This is a genomic window from Danxiaibacter flavus, from assembly GCF_041060425.1.
GTDB classification, from domain to species: Bacteria; Bacteroidota; Bacteroidia; order Chitinophagales; family Chitinophagaceae; genus Danxiaibacter; species Danxiaibacter flavus.
Genome location: NZ_JAULBC010000011.1, coordinates 84,109 through 103,775, shown reverse-complemented (window position 1 = coordinate 103,775; position 19,667 = coordinate 84,109). Strand labels below are relative to the sequence as shown.

General features: G+C 38.6%; 20 protein-coding genes. 16 read left to right on the top strand and 4 right to left on the bottom strand.

Annotated elements, in window-relative coordinates:
* Positions 1 to 323: 323 nt before the first annotated feature.
* A complete protein-coding gene (locus tag QTN47_RS25685) occupies positions 324 to 1,391 on the top strand; it encodes a baeRF3 domain-containing protein (RefSeq protein ID WP_369332318.1) in 1,068 nt (355 codons plus the stop codon).
* 138 nt (positions 1,392 to 1,529) lie between these two features.
* On the opposite strand, the gene QTN47_RS25680 is transcribed toward QTN47_RS25685, so the two are convergent.
* A complete protein-coding gene (locus QTN47_RS25680) occupies positions 1,530 to 2,075 on the bottom strand; it encodes a DUF4468 domain-containing protein (protein ID WP_369332317.1) in 546 nt (181 codons plus the stop codon).
* 108 nt (positions 2,076 to 2,183) lie between these two features.
* Between QTN47_RS25680 and QTN47_RS25675 the strand changes: the two genes are divergently transcribed.
* Positions 2,184 to 2,459 carry a hypothetical protein gene (locus tag QTN47_RS25675; RefSeq protein WP_369332316.1) on the top strand — a complete coding sequence of 92 codons (276 nt, stop codon included), beginning with the start codon at positions 2,184 to 2,186 and terminating at the stop codon, positions 2,457 to 2,459.
* Positions 2,460 to 2,713: 254 nt separating this feature from the next.
* Here QTN47_RS25675 and QTN47_RS25670 read toward each other — a convergent pair whose 3' ends face one another.
* The gene (locus QTN47_RS25670) at positions 2,714 to 4,885 is read right to left on the bottom strand and encodes a TonB-dependent receptor family protein (protein ID WP_369332315.1); all 2,172 of its coding nucleotides are present in this window, start codon (positions 4,883 to 4,885) and stop codon (positions 2,714 to 2,716) included.
* 1,140 nt (positions 4,886 to 6,025) lie between these two features.
* Between QTN47_RS25670 and QTN47_RS25665 the strand changes: the two genes are divergently transcribed.
* The 13 genes from QTN47_RS25665 to QTN47_RS25605 all read left to right on the top strand — a co-directional run bounded on the left by QTN47_RS25665 (position 6,026) and on the right by QTN47_RS25605 (position 16,399).
* Positions 6,026 to 6,400, top strand: coding sequence for a hypothetical protein (locus tag QTN47_RS25665; protein ID WP_369332314.1), 375 nt, complete (start codon positions 6,026 to 6,028; stop codon positions 6,398 to 6,400).
* Positions 6,401 to 6,889: 489 nt separating this feature from the next.
* Positions 6,890 to 7,108, top strand: coding sequence for a SymE family type I addiction module toxin (locus tag QTN47_RS25660; protein WP_369332313.1), 219 nt, complete (start codon positions 6,890 to 6,892; stop codon positions 7,106 to 7,108).
* Positions 7,109 to 7,402: 294 nt separating this feature from the next.
* On the top strand, positions 7,403 to 7,924 hold the full coding sequence (locus QTN47_RS25655; RefSeq protein WP_369332312.1) for a hypothetical protein: 522 nt from the start codon (positions 7,403 to 7,405) through the stop codon (positions 7,922 to 7,924).
* 249 nt (positions 7,925 to 8,173) lie between these two features.
* Complete coding sequence (locus QTN47_RS25650) at positions 8,174 to 8,671, top strand: hypothetical protein (protein ID WP_369332311.1); 498 nt, start codon at positions 8,174 to 8,176, stop codon at positions 8,669 to 8,671.
* Between the two features lie 253 nt (positions 8,672 to 8,924).
* Entirely contained in the window at positions 8,925 to 9,434 is a 510-nt protein-coding gene (locus QTN47_RS25645) for a hypothetical protein (protein ID WP_369332310.1), read from the top strand.
* A 246-nt stretch (positions 9,435 to 9,680) separates the two neighbouring features.
* The gene (locus QTN47_RS25640; protein ID WP_369332309.1) at positions 9,681 to 10,280 is read left to right on the top strand and encodes a Crp/Fnr family transcriptional regulator; all 600 of its coding nucleotides are present in this window, start codon (positions 9,681 to 9,683) and stop codon (positions 10,278 to 10,280) included.
* Between the two features lie 111 nt (positions 10,281 to 10,391).
* Positions 10,392 to 10,859 carry a cupin domain-containing protein gene (locus QTN47_RS25635; protein WP_369332308.1) on the top strand — a complete coding sequence of 156 codons (468 nt, stop codon included), beginning with the start codon at positions 10,392 to 10,394 and terminating at the stop codon, positions 10,857 to 10,859.
* Between the two features lie 668 nt (positions 10,860 to 11,527).
* Positions 11,528 to 11,812, top strand: a complete 285-nt coding sequence (locus QTN47_RS25630) for a hypothetical protein (RefSeq protein ID WP_369332307.1) — start codon at positions 11,528 to 11,530, stop codon at positions 11,810 to 11,812.
* A gap of 228 nt (positions 11,813 to 12,040) precedes the next feature.
* Positions 12,041 to 12,553, top strand: a complete 513-nt coding sequence (locus QTN47_RS25625) for a DUF5063 domain-containing protein (protein ID WP_369332306.1) — start codon at positions 12,041 to 12,043, stop codon at positions 12,551 to 12,553.
* A gap of 174 nt (positions 12,554 to 12,727) precedes the next feature.
* A complete protein-coding gene (locus QTN47_RS25620; RefSeq protein ID WP_369332305.1) occupies positions 12,728 to 13,393 on the top strand; it encodes a hypothetical protein in 666 nt (221 codons plus the stop codon).
* 102 nt (positions 13,394 to 13,495) lie between these two features.
* The gene (locus tag QTN47_RS25615) at positions 13,496 to 14,866 is read left to right on the top strand and encodes a leucine-rich repeat domain-containing protein (protein WP_369332304.1); all 1,371 of its coding nucleotides are present in this window, start codon (positions 13,496 to 13,498) and stop codon (positions 14,864 to 14,866) included.
* 194 nt (positions 14,867 to 15,060) lie between these two features.
* The gene (locus QTN47_RS25610; protein ID WP_369332303.1) at positions 15,061 to 15,588 is read left to right on the top strand and encodes a hypothetical protein; all 528 of its coding nucleotides are present in this window, start codon (positions 15,061 to 15,063) and stop codon (positions 15,586 to 15,588) included.
* A gap of 241 nt (positions 15,589 to 15,829) precedes the next feature.
* Positions 15,830 to 16,399, top strand: a complete 570-nt coding sequence (locus tag QTN47_RS25605) for a hypothetical protein (RefSeq protein ID WP_369332302.1) — start codon at positions 15,830 to 15,832, stop codon at positions 16,397 to 16,399.
* A 312-nt stretch (positions 16,400 to 16,711) separates the two neighbouring features.
* On the opposite strand, the gene QTN47_RS25600 is transcribed toward QTN47_RS25605, so the two are convergent.
* A complete protein-coding gene (locus tag QTN47_RS25600) occupies positions 16,712 to 17,602 on the bottom strand; it encodes a winged helix-turn-helix domain-containing protein (RefSeq protein ID WP_369332301.1) in 891 nt (296 codons plus the stop codon).
* A 182-nt stretch (positions 17,603 to 17,784) separates the two neighbouring features.
* On the opposite strand from QTN47_RS25600, the gene QTN47_RS25595 reads away from it, so the two are divergent.
* Positions 17,785 to 18,345 carry a hypothetical protein gene (locus tag QTN47_RS25595; RefSeq protein WP_369332300.1) on the top strand — a complete coding sequence of 187 codons (561 nt, stop codon included), beginning with the start codon at positions 17,785 to 17,787 and terminating at the stop codon, positions 18,343 to 18,345.
* A 336-nt stretch (positions 18,346 to 18,681) separates the two neighbouring features.
* Here the strand turns inward: QTN47_RS25595 and QTN47_RS25590 are convergent, their stop codons facing one another.
* Positions 18,682 to 19,104 carry a helix-turn-helix domain-containing protein gene (locus tag QTN47_RS25590; protein ID WP_369332299.1) on the bottom strand — a complete coding sequence of 141 codons (423 nt, stop codon included), beginning with the start codon at positions 19,102 to 19,104 and terminating at the stop codon, positions 18,682 to 18,684.
* Between the last annotated feature and the right edge of the window lie 563 nt (positions 19,105 to 19,667).

Here is a 19,667-nt window from a genome sequence, read left to right as displayed (position 1 = left end):
AATGCACTCTGTTGCCCGCTGAGTTGCTCTGTGAAACTCTGTGTCTCCTCTGGCTGTTTCTCCGTGTAACAAAAAAAGGTTACACAGAGAGCACTGAGTCGACACAGAGCTGCACAGAGTTTATGCCTTTATGCAAATCCGTCATTGGCATGACAGAAGACATTTCCCAAAGTTGACGATGCCTGACTATTCGACCATTTCTATTGAGCTTAATTCCCTGCTAAAATCTAATTGTTTGTGACGACAATCAATACTCTGTTTGACAGCCATCATTTAAATAGCCAGATACAGCAATTAGTTTTAAGCTACTAAAACGGAACGTCATGAATGAGTCTATTCCGGCAGGTGTTGCGGATCTGCTTGCGGTAACCAATTATGGCCCCGCAATCTCACTGATTATCCCATTCAATCCCAAAATGAGCAATAAGGGTGATATTGCCCACCAGCTTAAATGCGCTACTGATGAGATTGAAAAAAAGCTCTGGAGAGATCATCCACACCAGGTTGCCATGCTTGTTGGCGGTAAACTGAAAAAATTGCTCTCCGACCTGAACTACAGTACACACAAAAAAAGTGTTGCGGTGTATGTTTCCCCGGTATTTGACAAAGTGTTCTACCTGGATATGGAGGTAGAACCCACTGTAAATGTGGGTGACGAATTTGCTATTCTCGATTTACTGCGTAGCCGTAAGATATTGCAGCAATACCTTGTACTTGTTCTTGGCGGAAAGCACAGTTGCATCTTTGCCGGCAATGAAGGCAGGCTTAGAAAATTGGTGACTGATGCTCCGGAAACTGTTTATGCATATGTAAATGAACTGCCGGAAAAAATATCCAACTTTTCTGATCCGCACAAACGAAAAGAAGAAGTGATGGAAAAGTTTCTGCGACATATGGACAACTCCCTGGAACTAATTTTACATACTGATCCCCAGCCCGTTTTTGTATTAGGAAATGAGCGAATGGCCGGCCATTTTAAAACTTTGACAAAAAACAAGTCTGCCATCATAGATTATATTTTTGGTAATTATGAGCACGCTTCCGCAGAAAGCATTCTTACTGCGATCACACCTTACCTGGCCAGTTGGGAAAAGGTTCGTCAGACTTCAGTCCTTCGTCGCGTAGAACAGGCCGCAGATAGTATGCATTTATCATCGGGAATGGGTGAAGTATGGAAACAGGCGCGCCTGCACAGGGGTAAGCTGCTGATCCTTGAAAAAGATTTTGATTATTCGGGAGCTGGCGGTGGTCTCTATTATGGCTTTCCACTCATAAAAAACACATTTGATGATACCGTTCAAAAAGTTTTAGAGAGCGGCGGAGAAATTGACTTCGTTGAACCGGAGGCGTTAAAAAAATACGATCACATTGCAATGATTCAGCACTATTAAATGATAGTGATAGAACTGCCATTAGGTATCCTACACTTGAAAGTGCAGGATACCTAATCGAATCTCACCCCAGCGCAAGTATGAAGCAATAGCCTTGCGCAATACGGACTGTGCGGCAAGACCAAACCATTCAAGGTATTAAAAGCCGTCTGACTTGGTTTTCATTGTATTTTTCAACAATTCAATTTTGCGTAAAAACAATGCATCCATCGCTTTAAGTACACGCTTCCTTTCCCCTGTCCCCAAAATGCCACCCCCTTTTCCTTTGTCAACATCGTACAGAGGATGATCTACACTCTTATTATCCTCTTCATAATTGATCATGATGTTGTCAAAAGTATACCGGTAACGGCCGTTTTTCATTTCTATTTTTATATTGTATTTCAATTTCATTGGTATGCTGCCAATGCCGGTTTGTGTTTTATAAGTCGCCGGCTCTTCCACAGATACGGCTACAGTAGCTCCCGTGGCATCATCGGTAGTTGTTTGAATATTTGGCAAAGCCAGTTTAACAATAAACAATTTGCTATTCTTATACAGGTCGCCAGTGGTTAGGGATGTGTCAACCTGAACAACTTCTCCATAATACAAGTATCTATCTTCAACTTTATAATTCAATCCGCCTGATTGAGCATTTGAAACAAGGGGTAATAAACATATGGCTATTGAGAGTAAATGTTTCATAAAACACGAATATTTATACAGATTCAAACAAATAATTGAGTTTACAGTTAGTAACAACAAATCAACTCCCGAATTGTTGTAACAAGGCCACCCCAACCTGGCGCAAGTATGCAGCACGGCCTTGTGCAATGCATACTTGTGCGGCAGGCTAAACAGGAACTATATATCTCCCAGGAAGGGACTGCGCGGGATAAAGAAGCACAAAGCCGCTCTCACAACCGGGCGGCTTTGTTTTATACATTTTGCTGTCTCTACAAACCGGATGCTCCTACGGAGCAACACCTGCGAACCTTCCTTAATCAAATAAGATGTCCTACACTTGCAAGTGTAGGACATCTTATGTCGAATCACTTTCCATTCAACAACCCTTCGTCGGCAAAATAACAAAGCCGATCTCCCAATCAAGCGGCTTTGCTATTATAAACTTTTATTGACTTTCCTATCTTGCAAAGTCCAGCGCTTCACTAGAGGCGTGGCAGGATGAAAATCCCTTTTTATTTGCAGGTCGATATGCGCTGCGCTGACATGCCGGCCAGTATGAGTCTTCCTCTGGTCTCATATCCCCGGGCACCTCACAAGGCGAACAAGGCTTGTGAAGAAGTTCTCGTTATAGATAGAGCCAATGCTGGTAACGAACCTTATAATTTTGCGCTTATACCCAGGTAAAAGCTTCTGCCAACTGCCGGAAGGATGCCCGGACCTGGATATTCGTCCGTACGGCGGGTAAAGTAGGCTTTGTCTGCAATATTATTCACGCCTGCTTTTACGGCAAATTTGTTTAGTTTATATGTAGCGCTTAAGTCAAAGATGGTATAAGCAGGAATATATCCAGCCACCGGATCATCACTAAGCTTCACATTAGAAGCATCACCATAAGCGTCGCCGGTATTGCTCATCTGGAATGTTGTTGAGAACTTACGGTCGTTATAAATAAGCCCTGCCCGATTGATATATTTTGCGGAAGCCTCCACCCTGTTGCCTTTATATTCACCCGAAGTATAACGGGCATCAGTATAACCAAACGAGTTAAAAATGCTTAATCCTTTTTTAGATTCGGGATTGAGAAACTTCAATATGTTGAACTCAATATAACTTTCGATTCCTTTATGCACACTGTTGGCTATATTGGTGCGGTAAGTATATTGTTTTCCATTTTCATCAGTCATTAAAACCGTACCGATCCGGTTATTATAGGCCATATAAAACAGGCCAAGATCAAAGTTGAGATAGTTTTTGATTGTGCCTCTGAAACCAAGATCGGCATTATAACCTGAGGCATCTTTCATGTTGGGATCTATTTTAGACGTTACCCCGATTGGCGTTAGCTGTCCGTATTCAATTGGCCGGTATGCCTGGCTAATGTTGGCATACACATTCGTGAAGCGGCCGGTTTTGTATTCTGTACCAATCCCCAGTAATGGGAAGGTACGTGTTCTGTAATCATTGGAATAGAGTTTCATGCTATCAGTAACATACCCGTTTACCGAACTTTTAAGATATTCAAAACGGAACCCCGGAGTAATGGTCAGGCGCCTGTTGATCCTGAAAATATTTTCAATAAAAGGAGCAATGTTGGTCGTAGAATAATCAAGCGCATATTCAAAATCGCCTGTAGTACTCAAATCAAAATCGCTGCCGGTTGTGCCTTCTCCCCCGCCCCGTCTTTTAAACCAGGCATAACTGTAACGCAAACCTCCGGCAAGTGTATTGTTCATTTTACCAAGGCTATACTGATGTAACATACGCACTTCCGTGGTACTGTTGTTCATAAATTCTTTTTCAACCTCACGAGGTGCATATTGCCCGGTTGCAGCATCAATTGTGTCAATGGCTCCAGCGCCGCCATCTTCATTGCGCCAAACCAACTGGCGGTTGCTGACCAGGTAGGCAGATTTTATACTTAAAGATGTAGCCGGCGAAATATTATAGTTAAGGTAAGCAGCAACTACATTCCAGGGGCTTTTTATCCAATTGCGCGACCTGTATGATGCCCGCGGATCAACATTAAATAAGCTGTCTGTTAAACCACCCGGCATCCTTACCCTGTTACGCAATAAGGTATATTCAACACCTATACTGAGTTTTGAAGATGCATTATACTGAATACGTCCGAAACCGGAAAACTGCTGCTGCTCACTATTGGCACGCCATCCCTGCATGGTGCGGTATTGTACAAACCCATAATAATTCCATTTACCAATAGTTCCGCCAACTGAGTTAAAAGAATTAAACAGGCCATAGCTACCTCCTGTTTGTGAAGTCTTAAACTGAATTTTTTTGTTTAGCGGAGCATCCTCAATGACGTAGTTTACCAGGCCGCCAAATTGTGAACCGAATTGAAGGGAAGAAGCACCGCGAACCATTTCAATGCGGCTTACCGCCTCCATAGGTGGCAGGTAATAAGCTTCATTGTATCCGTAGATATCTCCACTGATGTTATAGCCGTTCTGTCTTGTGTTCATCTCAATACTTTGAGACGGATTTAATCCGCGCGTAGCAATACCATTTGCAGTAAAACCGGCGCTCTCTGTTTCTACAATATTTAATCCCGGAATACGGCCCAATATCTGCCGGGTATTATTAACCGCCTTATTAGCATCCAGACTGTCTACAACAATAACTTCATTTTTCTTACCAGCATATATAACACATTCTTTCATCTCAGGCATGTGACCAGTTCCACGAACTGTTCTAATAGTTGAAATGTTAACTTCCTTTAATACATGAAATTTGAGACTATCATTTGATTGTTGTGCGTGAACAACAAGGGGTACGGCTGCAAGGGCAAACCGGAAAAGTGATCTAAGCATTTGTATTCTCCAAGATTAGCGATGCAAAGATCCTTGTTCACAGGAAAATGATTTGTAAAATCGGGAAAAGTGCTTTCGAAATGCGAAATAAAGAAGCGCCCTTACTAATGCTAGTACGCCAGCGTTTTTCTGTGTCGTGTAACGTATATAAATTAAAATATTGCGTTGACGAGCGATTTGTCAGCTTCTATGTCCCAGGTACCAGAACAGTTAAACTGACAGCCAGAATAAGCTTCCAGGCATTGCAAGCTCAGACGTATTATATGCTTAGGCATGATGGTTTATAGCTATACGATAAAAAGTTTCATTTTCAGTTAAGTCTTGAAATAAACATATGTCAAGAGGCCTTCGCAACGCTCGCAATCGAACGGATTTATTATCATAAATTTTACTGTCATTTCCTATTTCGTAAAGCCCTGCACACAATTGGCGCGGTGGGATTAAAATCCTGTTTTATCTGTAGGTAAACATCCACTGCGCTGACATGTCGACCAGCAAGGGATACAAATAAAAACAAACCCGGGAGATATCCGGATGATCAAGTTATCCTCGTTGTGATGCCACATAAGCAAATAGCTGCCGAGAGGCGGTCTTTGCGTTTAGGGTGGGCAATACCATATTTGAAAATTTATATTGACCAATAATTTTTGGTTTTATCACGGCTTGTGTAAAGAATTTAATTTGGTCAGATCATTTTTTTTGCCATTTTTAGAAATAATATTCAATCCTTGCCTGCATACCCTGTGAGTGAGATGGCGGAGCATTGAAAATTCATGTCGTTAGCCCTTAAGATAAACATCATGGAGGCTTAGATATTATACCTGGGAAGTCTATTTCAAAGCGAAATTTATAATAACCCGTCGCGACGCCTTCCGAAGAAAAAAAATACATTCTAAAAATGATTGGCGCAATAACAATACAAAAAGTATAATTATAAGTTATTGAGTACTAATGTATTTTTTAAAGCCGATATTGCGTATAATAGCAGAAATTTACGTGTTAGTGGCAATGCAAATGAGACACTTCCAACTTACAATGTCATCGTTGATAATTTCGCCTTTGACACTTCTTGTAAGCTGTAACACTCGACAACAACCAATACAAAAGCACAAGGACACTTTAATTTCAAAAACAAAGACAGTGGACTTTAAATTGACACAACCCTTACAAGTCGGTGACAAAATAGAATTATCAGGGGGTTATGACTATGACCCATTATTTTTAAAAAATCCGCCAGATTCAAAGCGTAGTGGGACAGTTATACAATTCATTAAAGGACAAAATGAATCACCAGCGGCTGTTGTAAAACTTGACCGAAGGTTTTCTGGCGAAAAAATTACAGGAGACATTGTCGTTCTTGAACTTCGACACGTTGGACAAACATGGCAAGAGCCGACGCCAGTTCATATTGAGTTGTGCGACTTTATGCCCGAAGACAAACCGTGGAAAGACAGAAAACAAGGAGAATGGGTTGAAGCTGCTGCGACAGTAACACCTGTAACACTTAAAAAATGACGAGGCACATGCCACTAACATTGGTTTTTATGCAAGTTGGGCTTGACATTGTAACATCAGCCATTTGCCAATCCCAGCTTCAGTTCGGTCGGACGAATAACTATCAGCTTTTGTACATAACTTCAACAATGTATTTTTAATCAGCAGTAGTCATCGGCAGACGGAATGCTAATCCCAAACTGCATAAAGCCCTCGACGTTATAGGCAATGCGTAACCAACAGTCTTCTAAAAATAAAACCAACGTGACTGACTCTAAACTATTGAACTGTTCACATAGTGACAACCACTGAAGTAAAATCCAATTGGACATTTGGCTGCATAAGAAAATTCTTATATTTGTCCCGCGAACACCTCAAAAGACAATTCAATGACAACATTTTTATTTGACAATATGCCTGGCAGAGAGCAGGTGAAAGTCCTGTACTTCTCAAGTCTTCTTGGGTGTTCGCAGCACTGCTGGGCTACTTTTTTAAAATCTTCTAAAAGTTATGCGAACACCCAAGAAGAAAAAAGTAAGCAAACGACCAGAGGTCAGAAGCTTAAAAATCCAACCAGACATCAGGTTCAACGAATGTAGCCAAACTACTGTTCCTGTAATCAGACTAAGTGGCGTTTGGCTTGACAAGTTAGGATTTGCTCCCGAGAAACGGGTGACAGTCACTACAATGAACAAATTACTCATTATTCGGCTGGACGAACAACAGTAACTAAGACTTAAAGCCGTCAGTTCAAAACGAATTGACGGCTTTACTCACCTCGACATAGTACGAAAACTCTCAAATGCCCTGCCTATAACAGGTGCATTTGTGTTATGTCGGCGGACAGATAACTCCACTTCAGCTTCGCCGTTATATCATCTGTAGTTCCGGGCTGGACGTCATAAATTGAGCTGTAGAATTAACTATGAACTATTATATCTAAAATCAGCACTTGTACCCAGCGGGACGTTTTCCAAATTCCGCCACAAACACAAATGCTTAACCGTTGCAAGCAATTTTAAAATGACACCACGTTCTTATACAAACATCTTGACAATTGCGTTTTGTTTGACAATTACTTTAAGTTCTTGTGGACAATCTCAAGCGAAAAAGATTAACCATGTAGCCAATAATATAACTGTTCAAATTGACACTTCAAAAACTGCAATAATAGCACTTGACAAAAAAGGAAACTATCCTTTTGACAATACTTTTAATCCAACAAGTTTGACACAGAACGATATTTATGACATTGACAGTTTACTGATAGCTTGTGTGACTAATTACAATAACTCGTTAGACAAAGACCATAAAGAATGGAGCATTGACCTAAATAAAAATAATTACCGAAAACAGCTAATTGCTGTGACAAATAAAAAAGGCGAAAAAGAAGTTTGGGTAAATTGCTTCTGCTACACTTGGGACAATAAGAATTGGAAGACTAATATTTTACTTGTTGCCGACGGAGGAAATTGTTATTTTAATTTCAAGATTAATTTGGCGACAAAGAAGTTCTACGACTTGGGTGTAAACGGTGTAGCATAATTCAGTTTGTAAATTTAGTTTTCGTCACAGTGGACGAAAAAACTGCTTGCAACATGGTGTTTTATGCAAGTTGGGCTGGACATTGTAACATCAGCTAATTGTAAATCCCGGCTTCAGGTCGGTCAGACGAATAACTATCAACTTTTGTTCTTAAATTCATCATTATATTTTCAATCAGCAGTGGCTATCGGCAGACGGAATGCTAATTCCCAACCTGCATAAAACCCTGGCTGTTGTGCATCACTTTTTATGCAGCTTCTTAAAAAATATAACGACAATTTTTCTTTGGATGTTGACAGACCAAAGGGAAAAATACTTTTGGCATTCCAGGCTTGTGCTGACAAATCAAAAAGAAACAATTTTGTTGACAATCTTTTTCATGCAGAAAAATATAGCTTAACAAATGACACTTTTAAAATAACAAGAAAGCAAGCATTCTTTGACCCTTTTAGAGGTATTGGACAAATCAATATAAGATTGCTTTCTATAAATGAAGATGACAAGACAAAACTAGTATTTGAGACAACACCTTTTAAAAACGACGACAAGTATGACTTTCTCTTTCTTTTGTTTTTCCTTGTAGTTTGGACAATTGCAAGTTTTTTCATTTCCACAAATTTTTATACAATAATCATTGTTCTGTTGGGGTGGGCAGTTATTCCTTTGATACTTCATTTTTGGCTTAAATTAAATAAAACGAAGCTTAGAAATTATTCATATTCATTTATTCAAAAACTGTTTGACTAAGCGAACGCACAACAAAGGGGTTTGGCAAAAAACTGGCTTGACGAAATGCAGTATCAACTTTTGTTTGGCTATTCAGCAGCAGTTATCGGCTGGACTGTATAAATTTGGCGACATCAATAACAATGAACTTTAAATTATAAATATAGCAGTGGTTCGGGTTGGACAGATTTCAAATACCAGTTCTTCGCAAAGCCTGAGCCGTTGTGTGCAACCAAATTGGACACTTAACGCAATCTCCTAGCGACATTTAAAAATGCTTATCCCAAAGACACTCTCCGTAACTGACGACTCTGGCTTTTTAGCAATTGTTAATGCCGACAAATACAAATCTTTTGTTGACGAAAATTGGGAGTACGAACAATTGATAAAACACTTTGTTGACCAGATGAACAATAACAGTTTAGTCATTTGGGCGACTGGTTCAGAAGGGGAATGGACAATGCGTTTTACTGACAAACAATCAGACAAACAATCGTTCAAGGAATTTTCAAAATCTATTAATATTACAAATGGAAAACTTTGGTTGATAAATTACGAGGATTTGACAATGGTGGCTCAATTTGAAGACGAAAAAATTCCATTAAATCATAACAAAGACCTTTTCATTCAACTTGACAATGGGATATATAATATCACAATTAGACAACTATTCGACCCCTGTCGTGGGGAACAATTCAACGATATAAATTTTGAAGTGATTTTACAACAAGCTGACAATGTAAGCGACAACCAAATTGACAAAATATTTTGGCAGACGGAATAAGGCAGCACACAACAAAGAGGTTTGGCAAAAAAACTGGCTGACAGAACGCAGCATCGACTATTATTTGGCTATTCAGCAACAGTTTTCAGCACGACATTATAAATTCGGCGACATCAATAACAATGAACTTTTAATTATAAATTTAGCAGCGGTACGGCCCGACGATTTTAAATACCACCACATCACCAGGCCGCGTCCGTTGTGTGCAATGCTAAAATCGCCCCCGGGACTTTTAACTCACAGGATATGGAAATAAATCGTTCAGATATTTCGCAAACGTTTATTGACCTTTTTATCGGGACATTGAAATTCACTGATGATGAGTTTGAATTGTTGCTTTCCCACATGAAACTTGAATTAATACCAAGGAAAGGCTTTTACCTCAAAGCAGGAAATATAAGCAAGCAGAAGGCATATATCAATAAAGGTTGCACCCGGACTTTTACAGTTGATGAAAAAGAACGTGAGCATATTATGTCTTTTTCGTTTGAAGATTGGTGGATCGCCGATTTTGAAAGTTACTATACACAACAACCCGCCAGGCAATACATCCAGGCAATGGAGGATTGTGAATTGCTTTGTATTTCGAAATGCGATTTGGATAAATTGGAGGAGCAAATTCCTACACTAAGATTTTTCTTCCAGGAGAAGAAACAAAAAATGATTTTTGCGACATTGAATAATTTGAGGGAAGTAAAATCGCTTACTCCTGAAGAGCGGTATTTAAATCTTATCAAAAAACATCCACAGATTTTTCAAAGGATTCCTCAACAGTACATCGCTGCTTATCTGGATATTGAGCCTCAATCTTTAAGCCGCCTGAGAAGCCGGTTATCAAAAAAATGAATTCTTAACCAGGGTTAACCTGCTTTTTAACCAGGGTTATTTGATAAACAAGCAATACCAATCATCTTTACAGAGTTAATTCCTTTTGTCACTTCATAATTAACTCAAAAAATGGAAACACATTACATAGCACTGGAAGAAGGGAACGGCTTGAAACTCAATTCGGGCCCTGGCCGGGATCTCATATTCAAAGTCACTGGAGACGACACCGGCGGAGCATTTGATTATTTCATTGTACAGGTGGCACCAAAAAGCGGCCCACCATTGCATGTGCATCACTTCCAGGAAGAAACGATCCATGTTCTGAAAGGCCATTTCAAGATCAGGATTGGAGAAGAATTTTTTTTCTTAACCGAAGGTGGGTTTGCTTACTTGCCGTCAAAGGTGCCTCACGCTTTTCTAAATCTAACCGATGAACCGGGAGAGGTCGTTGTGGTCTATACGCCCGGCGGCGGACATCACTTTTATGAAGAGCTTGGGCCACTTACACGAAATGGTCACCCGGACCGAGCCCTTGTTGCCCAGGTCTTTGAGAAATATGGAATGACGTTACTTGGTCCCCCGTTAAGCCAGGATTGAGTTTTGGATTAATTCACCAGGTTATCATATAGTAATTGTCCTGAACTGATTTTTTTGTTTTAGTATCTTTTTACGCTGTTACAAAGCACAGCACGCAGGTAGTTTTGCGCAAGCGTGGTAGGACCGAATAATCAGCAGCAGTTGTAGTTGCATCGGCTGTAGTTCGGGCAGACGAATACGCATCAGCATTTGTACTTATCTTCGATTAAATATTTTTAATCACAGCGGGCTGGGCGGAAGGAATTCTATTTCCACGCTTGTACAAAGCCCTAAACGTTGCCTGCAAGGCCATTGCGAATCGCTAAAATTTTCATGAATACAGACGACCTATCGACAGAAACGGATAAAGCAATATTTTATACAGCAGAGAGCTATCATCACAGTTTAACTTTACAATTTGGCTTATTAGCAAGTCGTTGTAAAAATGACAATGATTATTTGGAGAAAGCAAATAAGCTTATTCAAGTTTGAAAAATGGATTTGAAGAGTAGTTTAGGTGAAATGTTTATTAACACATCGAAGCCAAGTGTTTCGAGCCTGTTAACAATACTCAACGATATTGAAAATAAAATAAGCATTACAAAGGCAATCTCTATGGAGAAACGTACTTTTGAATTTTAATGTATGCTATGCACTATACGGAATTATATTCAGAGTTGACCTTAAAAATGAAAGCAGAGCTTCCAATCACAGCTTATCCTATAAGAGAGTTAGTGCAAATTTTTAGGGAAAAAGGTAATTCAATAACACTAAAAACAAAATTGACAATCACAAGTGTTTTTAATAGCGGAGACATATCTGGAATTATTTGTGCAGTTCAGGAAGACACGGAAAATGTTATAGCTTGTAGTTTGACGCATTTGATTTTTGACAAAAGCTTTAAATTGTATAGGGATATTTTGCATTATCAGGAAAAAAGACTCAAACGAATTCAGCAGTTGAATAAACGCTAAGGATCAGCAGGCAACATGGGTTTTGTGCAAACGTGGCAAGACGGAACAATCATCAGCAACTGCATGTAGTTTCGGCTTCTGTGCGGGCTGACGGATATGCATCGGCTTTAGTACCTATCTTCAACTAAATATTTTTAATCAACAGCAGGCCGGGCAGACAGAATTCTATTTCCACGCCTACACAAAGCCCTAACCGTTGCACACCACACAATGACACAACCTACGATCTTGACAATAGACAAATTAATTGAGGCAGACAGTTTCGTTGATTTTTTAAAATCGGTAAGAGACTTCTGTGACTTTGTTGAAAATGGAAAAAATGACAACAATGTTGCTTTTCTTCGGTTGACACAATCTCATTTGCAATCACTATACTTTGGAGGACAAAAACTTCAATTTGTCGATCTGAATTACAATTTAGACTTCGAAGAAATAATGACTAAAACTCAACTTGACAATATTTTAAACAGGTTGGCTGACCGACTTTTCAATAGATTTTATTGGGTCATTTTTGAACCGTCAAAGGACAGCGGCATTGAGCCTGTTTGTGGAGACTTACTTGACGATTTAGGCGACATTTACAAAGACTTAAAAAATTCTTTGCTTCTGTTCGACAAAGGGACTCCTGCCGAAATTGAAAGTGCGGTCTGGACATTCAAATGGGGCTTTGACAATCATTGGGGCAACCATTGCATAAATGCAACATATGCCCTACATTATTTTATTCAAGGTGCGGCTTGACAATACGGTGTGCAACATCGTTTTTGCGTCATGACGGCTGACGAACAAAACTCATCACTTGAAATTCTAATAAACTTTTTTACTAACCTGGGCTGAGGGAATATTATTTCCGCCGGGAACTCAAAGCCCTAAACGTTGCCGGCAAGCGCATAGCGACACCCAGCAAATTCAAACATGACGTACGAATTAGAAAAGAAAATTTGGACAGACTCTGACTTTGACAAAATGGGCTGGCACGACAACCAAATCTATAAAATGCGTTTGACGGACGATTTAGAGATGGACATAGACTATATCGTTAAGTGGAATCAACCAGATCTGGAGGGATTGCCATTCACTTTTTGGGTTGCACCGGCGACATTGGTTTTTAAAAATATAAGAAATTTAAGGTTTGAGTTCTCTATTGGATTTGAAAACAGCTTTGAAATTGAGGACATCATAAGAGCTAATAAAAATCAATGGACAGTAATTACTCGCCAGGGTGATATACAATTTGCTTCGGAAGGTTTTGTACAATTCATTCGCCAAGACCCTTCTTTTCAATTTGGGCAGACAATCTCATACGTAGAACGTTATGGCTATTCACTCGACAGAGTAACCAATCAAGAAAACCCTAACCTTTTCCGTGACGATATTATTGAAAAGCGTAAGAAAGATTTGAAAGATTATGAGAATGTCAAAAGACGACATCTTAAGAAGCAGGAATTAGAAGAACTTATCAAGTCTCGTGACAATAACACGATAGATACGAAAAAATACCTTTTAAAAAAGAAAGAAATCAATGAATTGCTATTCTCTTATGACTTTTTTCTTAAAGGGACACAATTCGAAAGTTGGTAGGTTGACGACCGCCAGCAGGCAACATCGGTTTTGCGTCATGTCGCCTGACGAACAAAACTCATCATTTGAAATTCTATTAAACTTTAGTAATAAATTTGGCTGATGAAATGCTATTTCCGCCACGAACGCAAAGCCCTAAACGTTGTGTGCAATTTTTTTATGCGACCCATACTTCCAATTATTCTCGTTTTGACTTTTTGTATTAGAGCGCATGCTCAAAGCAAGGACGGCTATACTACAACAACGACAATAATTAAAAACGCCGACTTAGTTGGTGATAATGAAATTGACACTGGAAAGTTTACAATCTTGAAATACAGGCGGAGTTATGACATTTCTGGAGTTGCTGATGAAGAACATGAGCGATACATATTCATAAAAATCAATTCACTTAATAATCTACTTTTAAATCAGCTTTATAAACTTCCTGATACATCAATTTTTATTTCAACTTATTTCTGGAGTCCTTGGTTTTATAGCCACTCGAGAAAAATTTCTGGGACGATTACGAAGACAAAGAATCTTGATAGTGCTCAAGAATTCAATTTATATCTTGATTATACCGACAATAAAGGAAAGACTGACACACTATTAAATGGTAGTTTTTTATTTAAGAATGATACAAACTATTTTATAGAAAATTATGTTGACTACAACGGCGACTATGACAATTTAAGACTTGCTTTGAAAGAACCACTCAAAGTAAGAAAACTTGATTTATCGTATCAAGGTGTATGGAAATACCAGAGAAACTCAACAGGAAAGCAAGAACTTCCTTCCGATATAGGAAAGTTTAAAAATCTTGAAGAATTTGATTTGCATTTGCAGAACTTAAAAAAATTGCCAGCAGAATTTTCTGAACTTACCAATTTGAAGATTTTAGATATTAGCTACAATGATTTTGATTCATTTCCCACTGAAATATTTGCATGTAAAAAACTTGATTCATTAGATTTGAAATTATCAAAAATCAGTTACATACCAAACGAAATCAATCAACTTCAAAACTTAAAAAAAATAGCGCTTGACGATAACAGACTAAGCAGTTTTCCAATCACTGTTACAAATTTACCCGAGCTTATAGACTTATCAATTACCAATGGCAACATAAAGGCAATACCAAAAGAAATTGGGAGATTGACAAAACTTGAAAAATTGAACTTAGGAAATTTTTGGAACTATAGCAGAAAAAATGTTTGTGACAGCCTTGAAAATTTATCGCAGTTATCAAACTTGAAAGAGCTTAATCTTGAATGGACAAAAATTAAATCTTTGCCACCAGAATTTTCTGAGCTTAAAAACCTTGAAGTATTAAACATTAAATACAATGACTTTAAAGAATTTCCGACAGTAATTGATAAAATACCAAACTTAAAATTATTAATTATCTGTTACGAAGAGTTTGACAAGAAAACAATGATAGAATTAAAAAAGCAAAACAGAAAATATAAAGTTCAAGTTGACACAAATTAAAACTGCACACAATAATTGCATTGCTAAAAGCATGGGTGGACGGAAGTAATTTGGGCAGCAGTAATTCTATCTGCCAATATCAGGCTGACATCACGCTATTAAACTATTATTTTATCTTTAACTTTTGTATTTCAATTTTGGCTTCAGTTGTTGGCTGACAGGATGCTAATATCACGCCTTCAGCAAAATTGAACATGTTTAACTTCAAACCGACATATATTTTGACATTCACGTTTCTTTTGACACTTCTTTCGTGTGATAGAGTAAAAAAAGAAAGCCGTAGCGTTGCTGACAAAGTCAAACATCAAGTTGCAGAGAAGAAATCAGATTTAAATGACAAAATAATTGCCCATTACGACTCTTATCATCCAGACACAAAGTTTAATAAAAAACGTTTTTCGGAATTCTTCATGTTCGACCCGACACCGGACGTGAAAAACATCTATTGTTATGCTGATGAAATGGGAATTGACCACGACTATCAATTTTCATTTAACTGCGACACAACGACAATAAACAAAATCGTATCTAATCTTAATTTAAAAGCAGGTATTGTTGACGACAATAACGGTAGCGGTTTGTGGCATGACTTTCCCTGGTGGGACAGTTCTAAAATTGAAAGCCTAATACCATTTTCCAAAAAAGGAGAACATGAAACTTATTGGTATTTATGGTACGACAGACCAACACAAAAGGCATATTATTTTTCATTTGACATGTAAAAAAACGACCGCACAACAGCAGGTTTGGCAAAAAAACTGGCTCGACGGAGCGCAGTATTAGCTTTTGGCTCGCTACTCAGTTGTGGTTACCGGCTGGACTCTATAAATTTGCGGCATCAATAACAATGAACATTTAATTATAAATATTGCTTCTGTTCGGGCTGACGGGAATTCAAATACCAGTTCTTCGCCAAGCCGTGAATGTTGCCTGCAACCCGGATAAAAATTTCAAACTTTTAAATTGACGAGAGCAAAGTCTTTAAAATATTTAGCGGTCGGACTTGCTATGACAAGTGTATGCATTTGGAGCATTAAAGATGACTTTTGGTTTGGTTGGGTAGGGCTTATATTCTTTGGTGTTATAAATCTTATGTTTTTAATCAAGATTATTAATCCAAAGTTCAAATGGGTTAATGACACAGACATAAACAGTCAAGCTTTTACCGACATAACTAAAACTGATTTTAATAAACTCTATAATGACAATGGAATTTTTACATATTTTGATAATGGCTTTGCCGTAAAAACTAAAAAAGGAGATAAAACAATTGAATGGACACAAATCAGTAAACTTACTGGCTACAAAAGAGATTACTTTACGACAGATTGTATTTGTTTAGTAGTTGAGTATGGCGACAATCAAAATTTTGAAATAACAGAAGAACATTCTGGATGGTTTCAATTCTTAGAACATTTAAAACAAGCTTTTCCATCTATTGACAAGTCTTGGGAAATTGAAATTTCAACGCCAGCCTTTGCAACTAACTTGACTGTTTTGTATGACAGAGCAAATAGAAATGATATACAATAATAACAGGGACGTGCAGCCAACAAACCGGTTTGGCAAAAAACTGGCTGACGAAGTGCAATCTCAACTTTTGTTGATTATTGTGCAGTAGTTATTAGCTGACATTATAAATTTGGCGATATCAAGAACAATGAACTTTTGATTACAAACTTAGCAGCAGTTTAGGCTGGATGAATTTCAAATACCAGTTCTTCGCCAAACCCTCACCGTTGTACCCCACTCTAAAAGACGATCCGTCTCTTACCAGCTCACTATAGCGTTTTACAAATGCCAAATTGAACGCTAATAACATCAGTTCGAATCGGGAAGATTTTCTTAAGCGCTGACTTCAAGCTTATATCCTTTGCCCCGTATAACAACAATCCTGATGTTCGGATCAATTTCCAGTTTTTTTCTAAGTTTTGAAATGAACATATCCAGACTGCGGCCTACTATAACACCTTCATCTTCCCATATCTCTTTTTGTAGCCGGCTTCGCTCTATAACTTCGTTAGGAGACAACGCGAAAATGCGTAGTACCCGGGTTTCAGTTTTGGTCAGATCTATGGTCTTTCCATTTATCATGAGCTTACCAATCTCCGCGTCGAATGATATTGACCCTAAAGCGAATAGACCAGTAGGCTGACTGTCAGGCAAGGCCTTCCGCGGCTTAACAGATCTTAAAAAAATAAATCCAACAAATGCTAAAACTGTCAGGCTGCCCAGGAGATATCCATTCTTTGCTGTAATTATTCCTGTTGGTTTGAATTTAATGTTAATCAAGTAACTCGCTATGGGTTGCTTTCTTCCTATACAGGCAACAATATCATCTTTCTTATTTTTTGATATAGCATATCCATAGGCTACACTGGCATTGGCAGCGTTAACCACGTTAACAACATAATCACCTGCGAGCGGGTCTTTGGCTAACAAACGCTGCGTAGTATTCACCAGGGATTCGGGCTGAAAAGTAAATGCATGCTCAAAACTGATCTGGTATTCATTTTTGGCGATCTTTTTTACCGGTAGTACCCGTGATACACTGTCGCCCGACTGAAGGAGTATTTCATGTCCGATCCGGCGAAGCAAAATTTCCCTTCTGGCAAAGTCAAAGTCATCATTGCCGGTCATGCTGAAAGCCACGCAGATTATCGAGATAAACGTGAGTAATAATAATCCGCCCAGGTGTTTTCGTTTGACTGGCAAGAGATTTCTTCCAGGAAGCATAATGTCAAGATATTATTTACAAAGTTTACACTATTTATTTACAATCCAGGTGCCTCCGTCTCAACACTATCCAAGTATTTTTGTTGCATCAACTTTAAAAGGATCCGAAAAATAAAAGAAATGCCTTAAACGGATCCGATTTATCAGGAGATAGATCTATGTTAATTAAAACTACAAAAAATATGAAAAAACTTATTTATGCGCTGATCTTATCGCTGGTTGTGGTAAGCGGACTAGTATTTGCTAATCGCGAAACCAAAAATGAAATTGCTAAAAAATCACCTCCAAAGCCGCTCTCTGCTGCTGAAAGGGAAGCCGCAATGAAACAATGGGAGGCTACCCCTGGTGGTATAGCGTACAAAAAATGGGAAGCGTCTCCCGAAGGTAAAAATGTGCTTGCCAGTGCCGCTAAAATAAGTAACCAGGTAAGTGCTTTTACCAACATGGAGGCTGTTGTAACCTCTCTTTCTCTTCCGCCAGGCTCACGATTAGGTTTTGGAGTGATGGCCAGGATTAATGGTGAGGATTATATTCTTAGTTTCGGGACGGAAAACAAGCGTTTTTTTAACTTTAACAATGAATTCCGGCAATTGCATAGCCTGAAAGTTAACGACAAAATAATTATAAGAAGCCATGTTGTATCGCACGCGCCCAAGTATTCATATCCAATAGTACGAGGCGACTATGTAGAGCAAGATGGTAAAATAATTTATAAGCGTGCTCCCAGCAAAGGCGGTTGCTGAGTAAAGTAATGATGGAAAGACCTTTACGGAATTTAAAGGTAAAGAGTTTATCCTAACTCCAACCTTCATCATCCTTCTTCAACGCTCGAAACACGTAACTAAAAGCCCGGAATTTCATGTTAAAGCCTGGATATTGAAGCTAAAAGTCTGAAATTTCTATCTCAATCCCTGGACGTTTTAGCTAAACGCATGAATGCTTAAGCTAAAAGCAAGAAGTTTCAAACTAAAGTCAGGAATTGGTTTCGACAGTTCAAGAATATTCTTATCTAAAAACAAAATCCCGGGCATTTGGTCCGGGATTTCGTCAGCTACGGTTTACCGTAAGCCTAAACCATTTTACGATTTCTTCATCAGGCTTTCCAGCTTCGCAATCATTTCATCTTTGTCTTTCAACATTCTCTCAAATAACACTTCCTTTTCTTTATAAATTTCTAACATTTTTTCAAGTGGATTAATGTTAAACTGAGTGCCAATTTCATTTACTTGCGGCGAGGAATTGTCGTTGAATGTATATGTACTTGAAAAAAAATTAATTGCATTCTGTCTATCATAGTTCTCGATCATTTCTTTCGGCACCTTTAATGCAGCCGCAACTTTCTCCAATAAAGCCGGATCTATTTCTGCCTTTGCTTCTAACATAGACACTTTTTTCTGATTCCAGTCATCGCCCAGTTCAATGGCAAGCGCATCCTGTTTTATGCCGAGCATTTCCCGAACACCTTTAATTTTTTCTCCGAGATGGGTTGTATGTTGTGCCATAGCTATAAAAATATATGAGTGAACAAATATAACATTTACTGGTTTTCCACAGCCGGCAAGTTTTGTGGCTCCATTAATTACAAACTTTTTTAATTGGGTGATTGTATTTTTTTTGCGTTTTTTATTCAATAATCCTTGCCCTGTATCTGTGGCCGAGGTGGCGGAGCTTTGTTACAGGCAGATTTGCAAAATTAAATTGAACTATATGCCGATACAACTGCCTTGCGCGAGTGTCCCGCAGAATCACTCGTGTCTGTTAATTATCCCCCAATTGCATCGGGGCACATAAGATGATTTTTATTTAATACTATAGTTCATCCTGGCACCGGTACTTAAAAAGCGATTTGAAAATAAACTACATAAGAGTCTAATTTGGCCAAAGATATATTGTATTCGTTCTCCTTTTGGGAGGGTTTCAAATTATAAGACAAGAAATTTACAATTGATGTTTTTAACTATGCGCCGATGCAATCGGCTTGAAACTGGTAGACACGAGTGATCCTGCGGAACACTCGCGCCAGAAAGATGTGTTCGCTCTCCTTTTGGGAGGGTTTCAAATTATA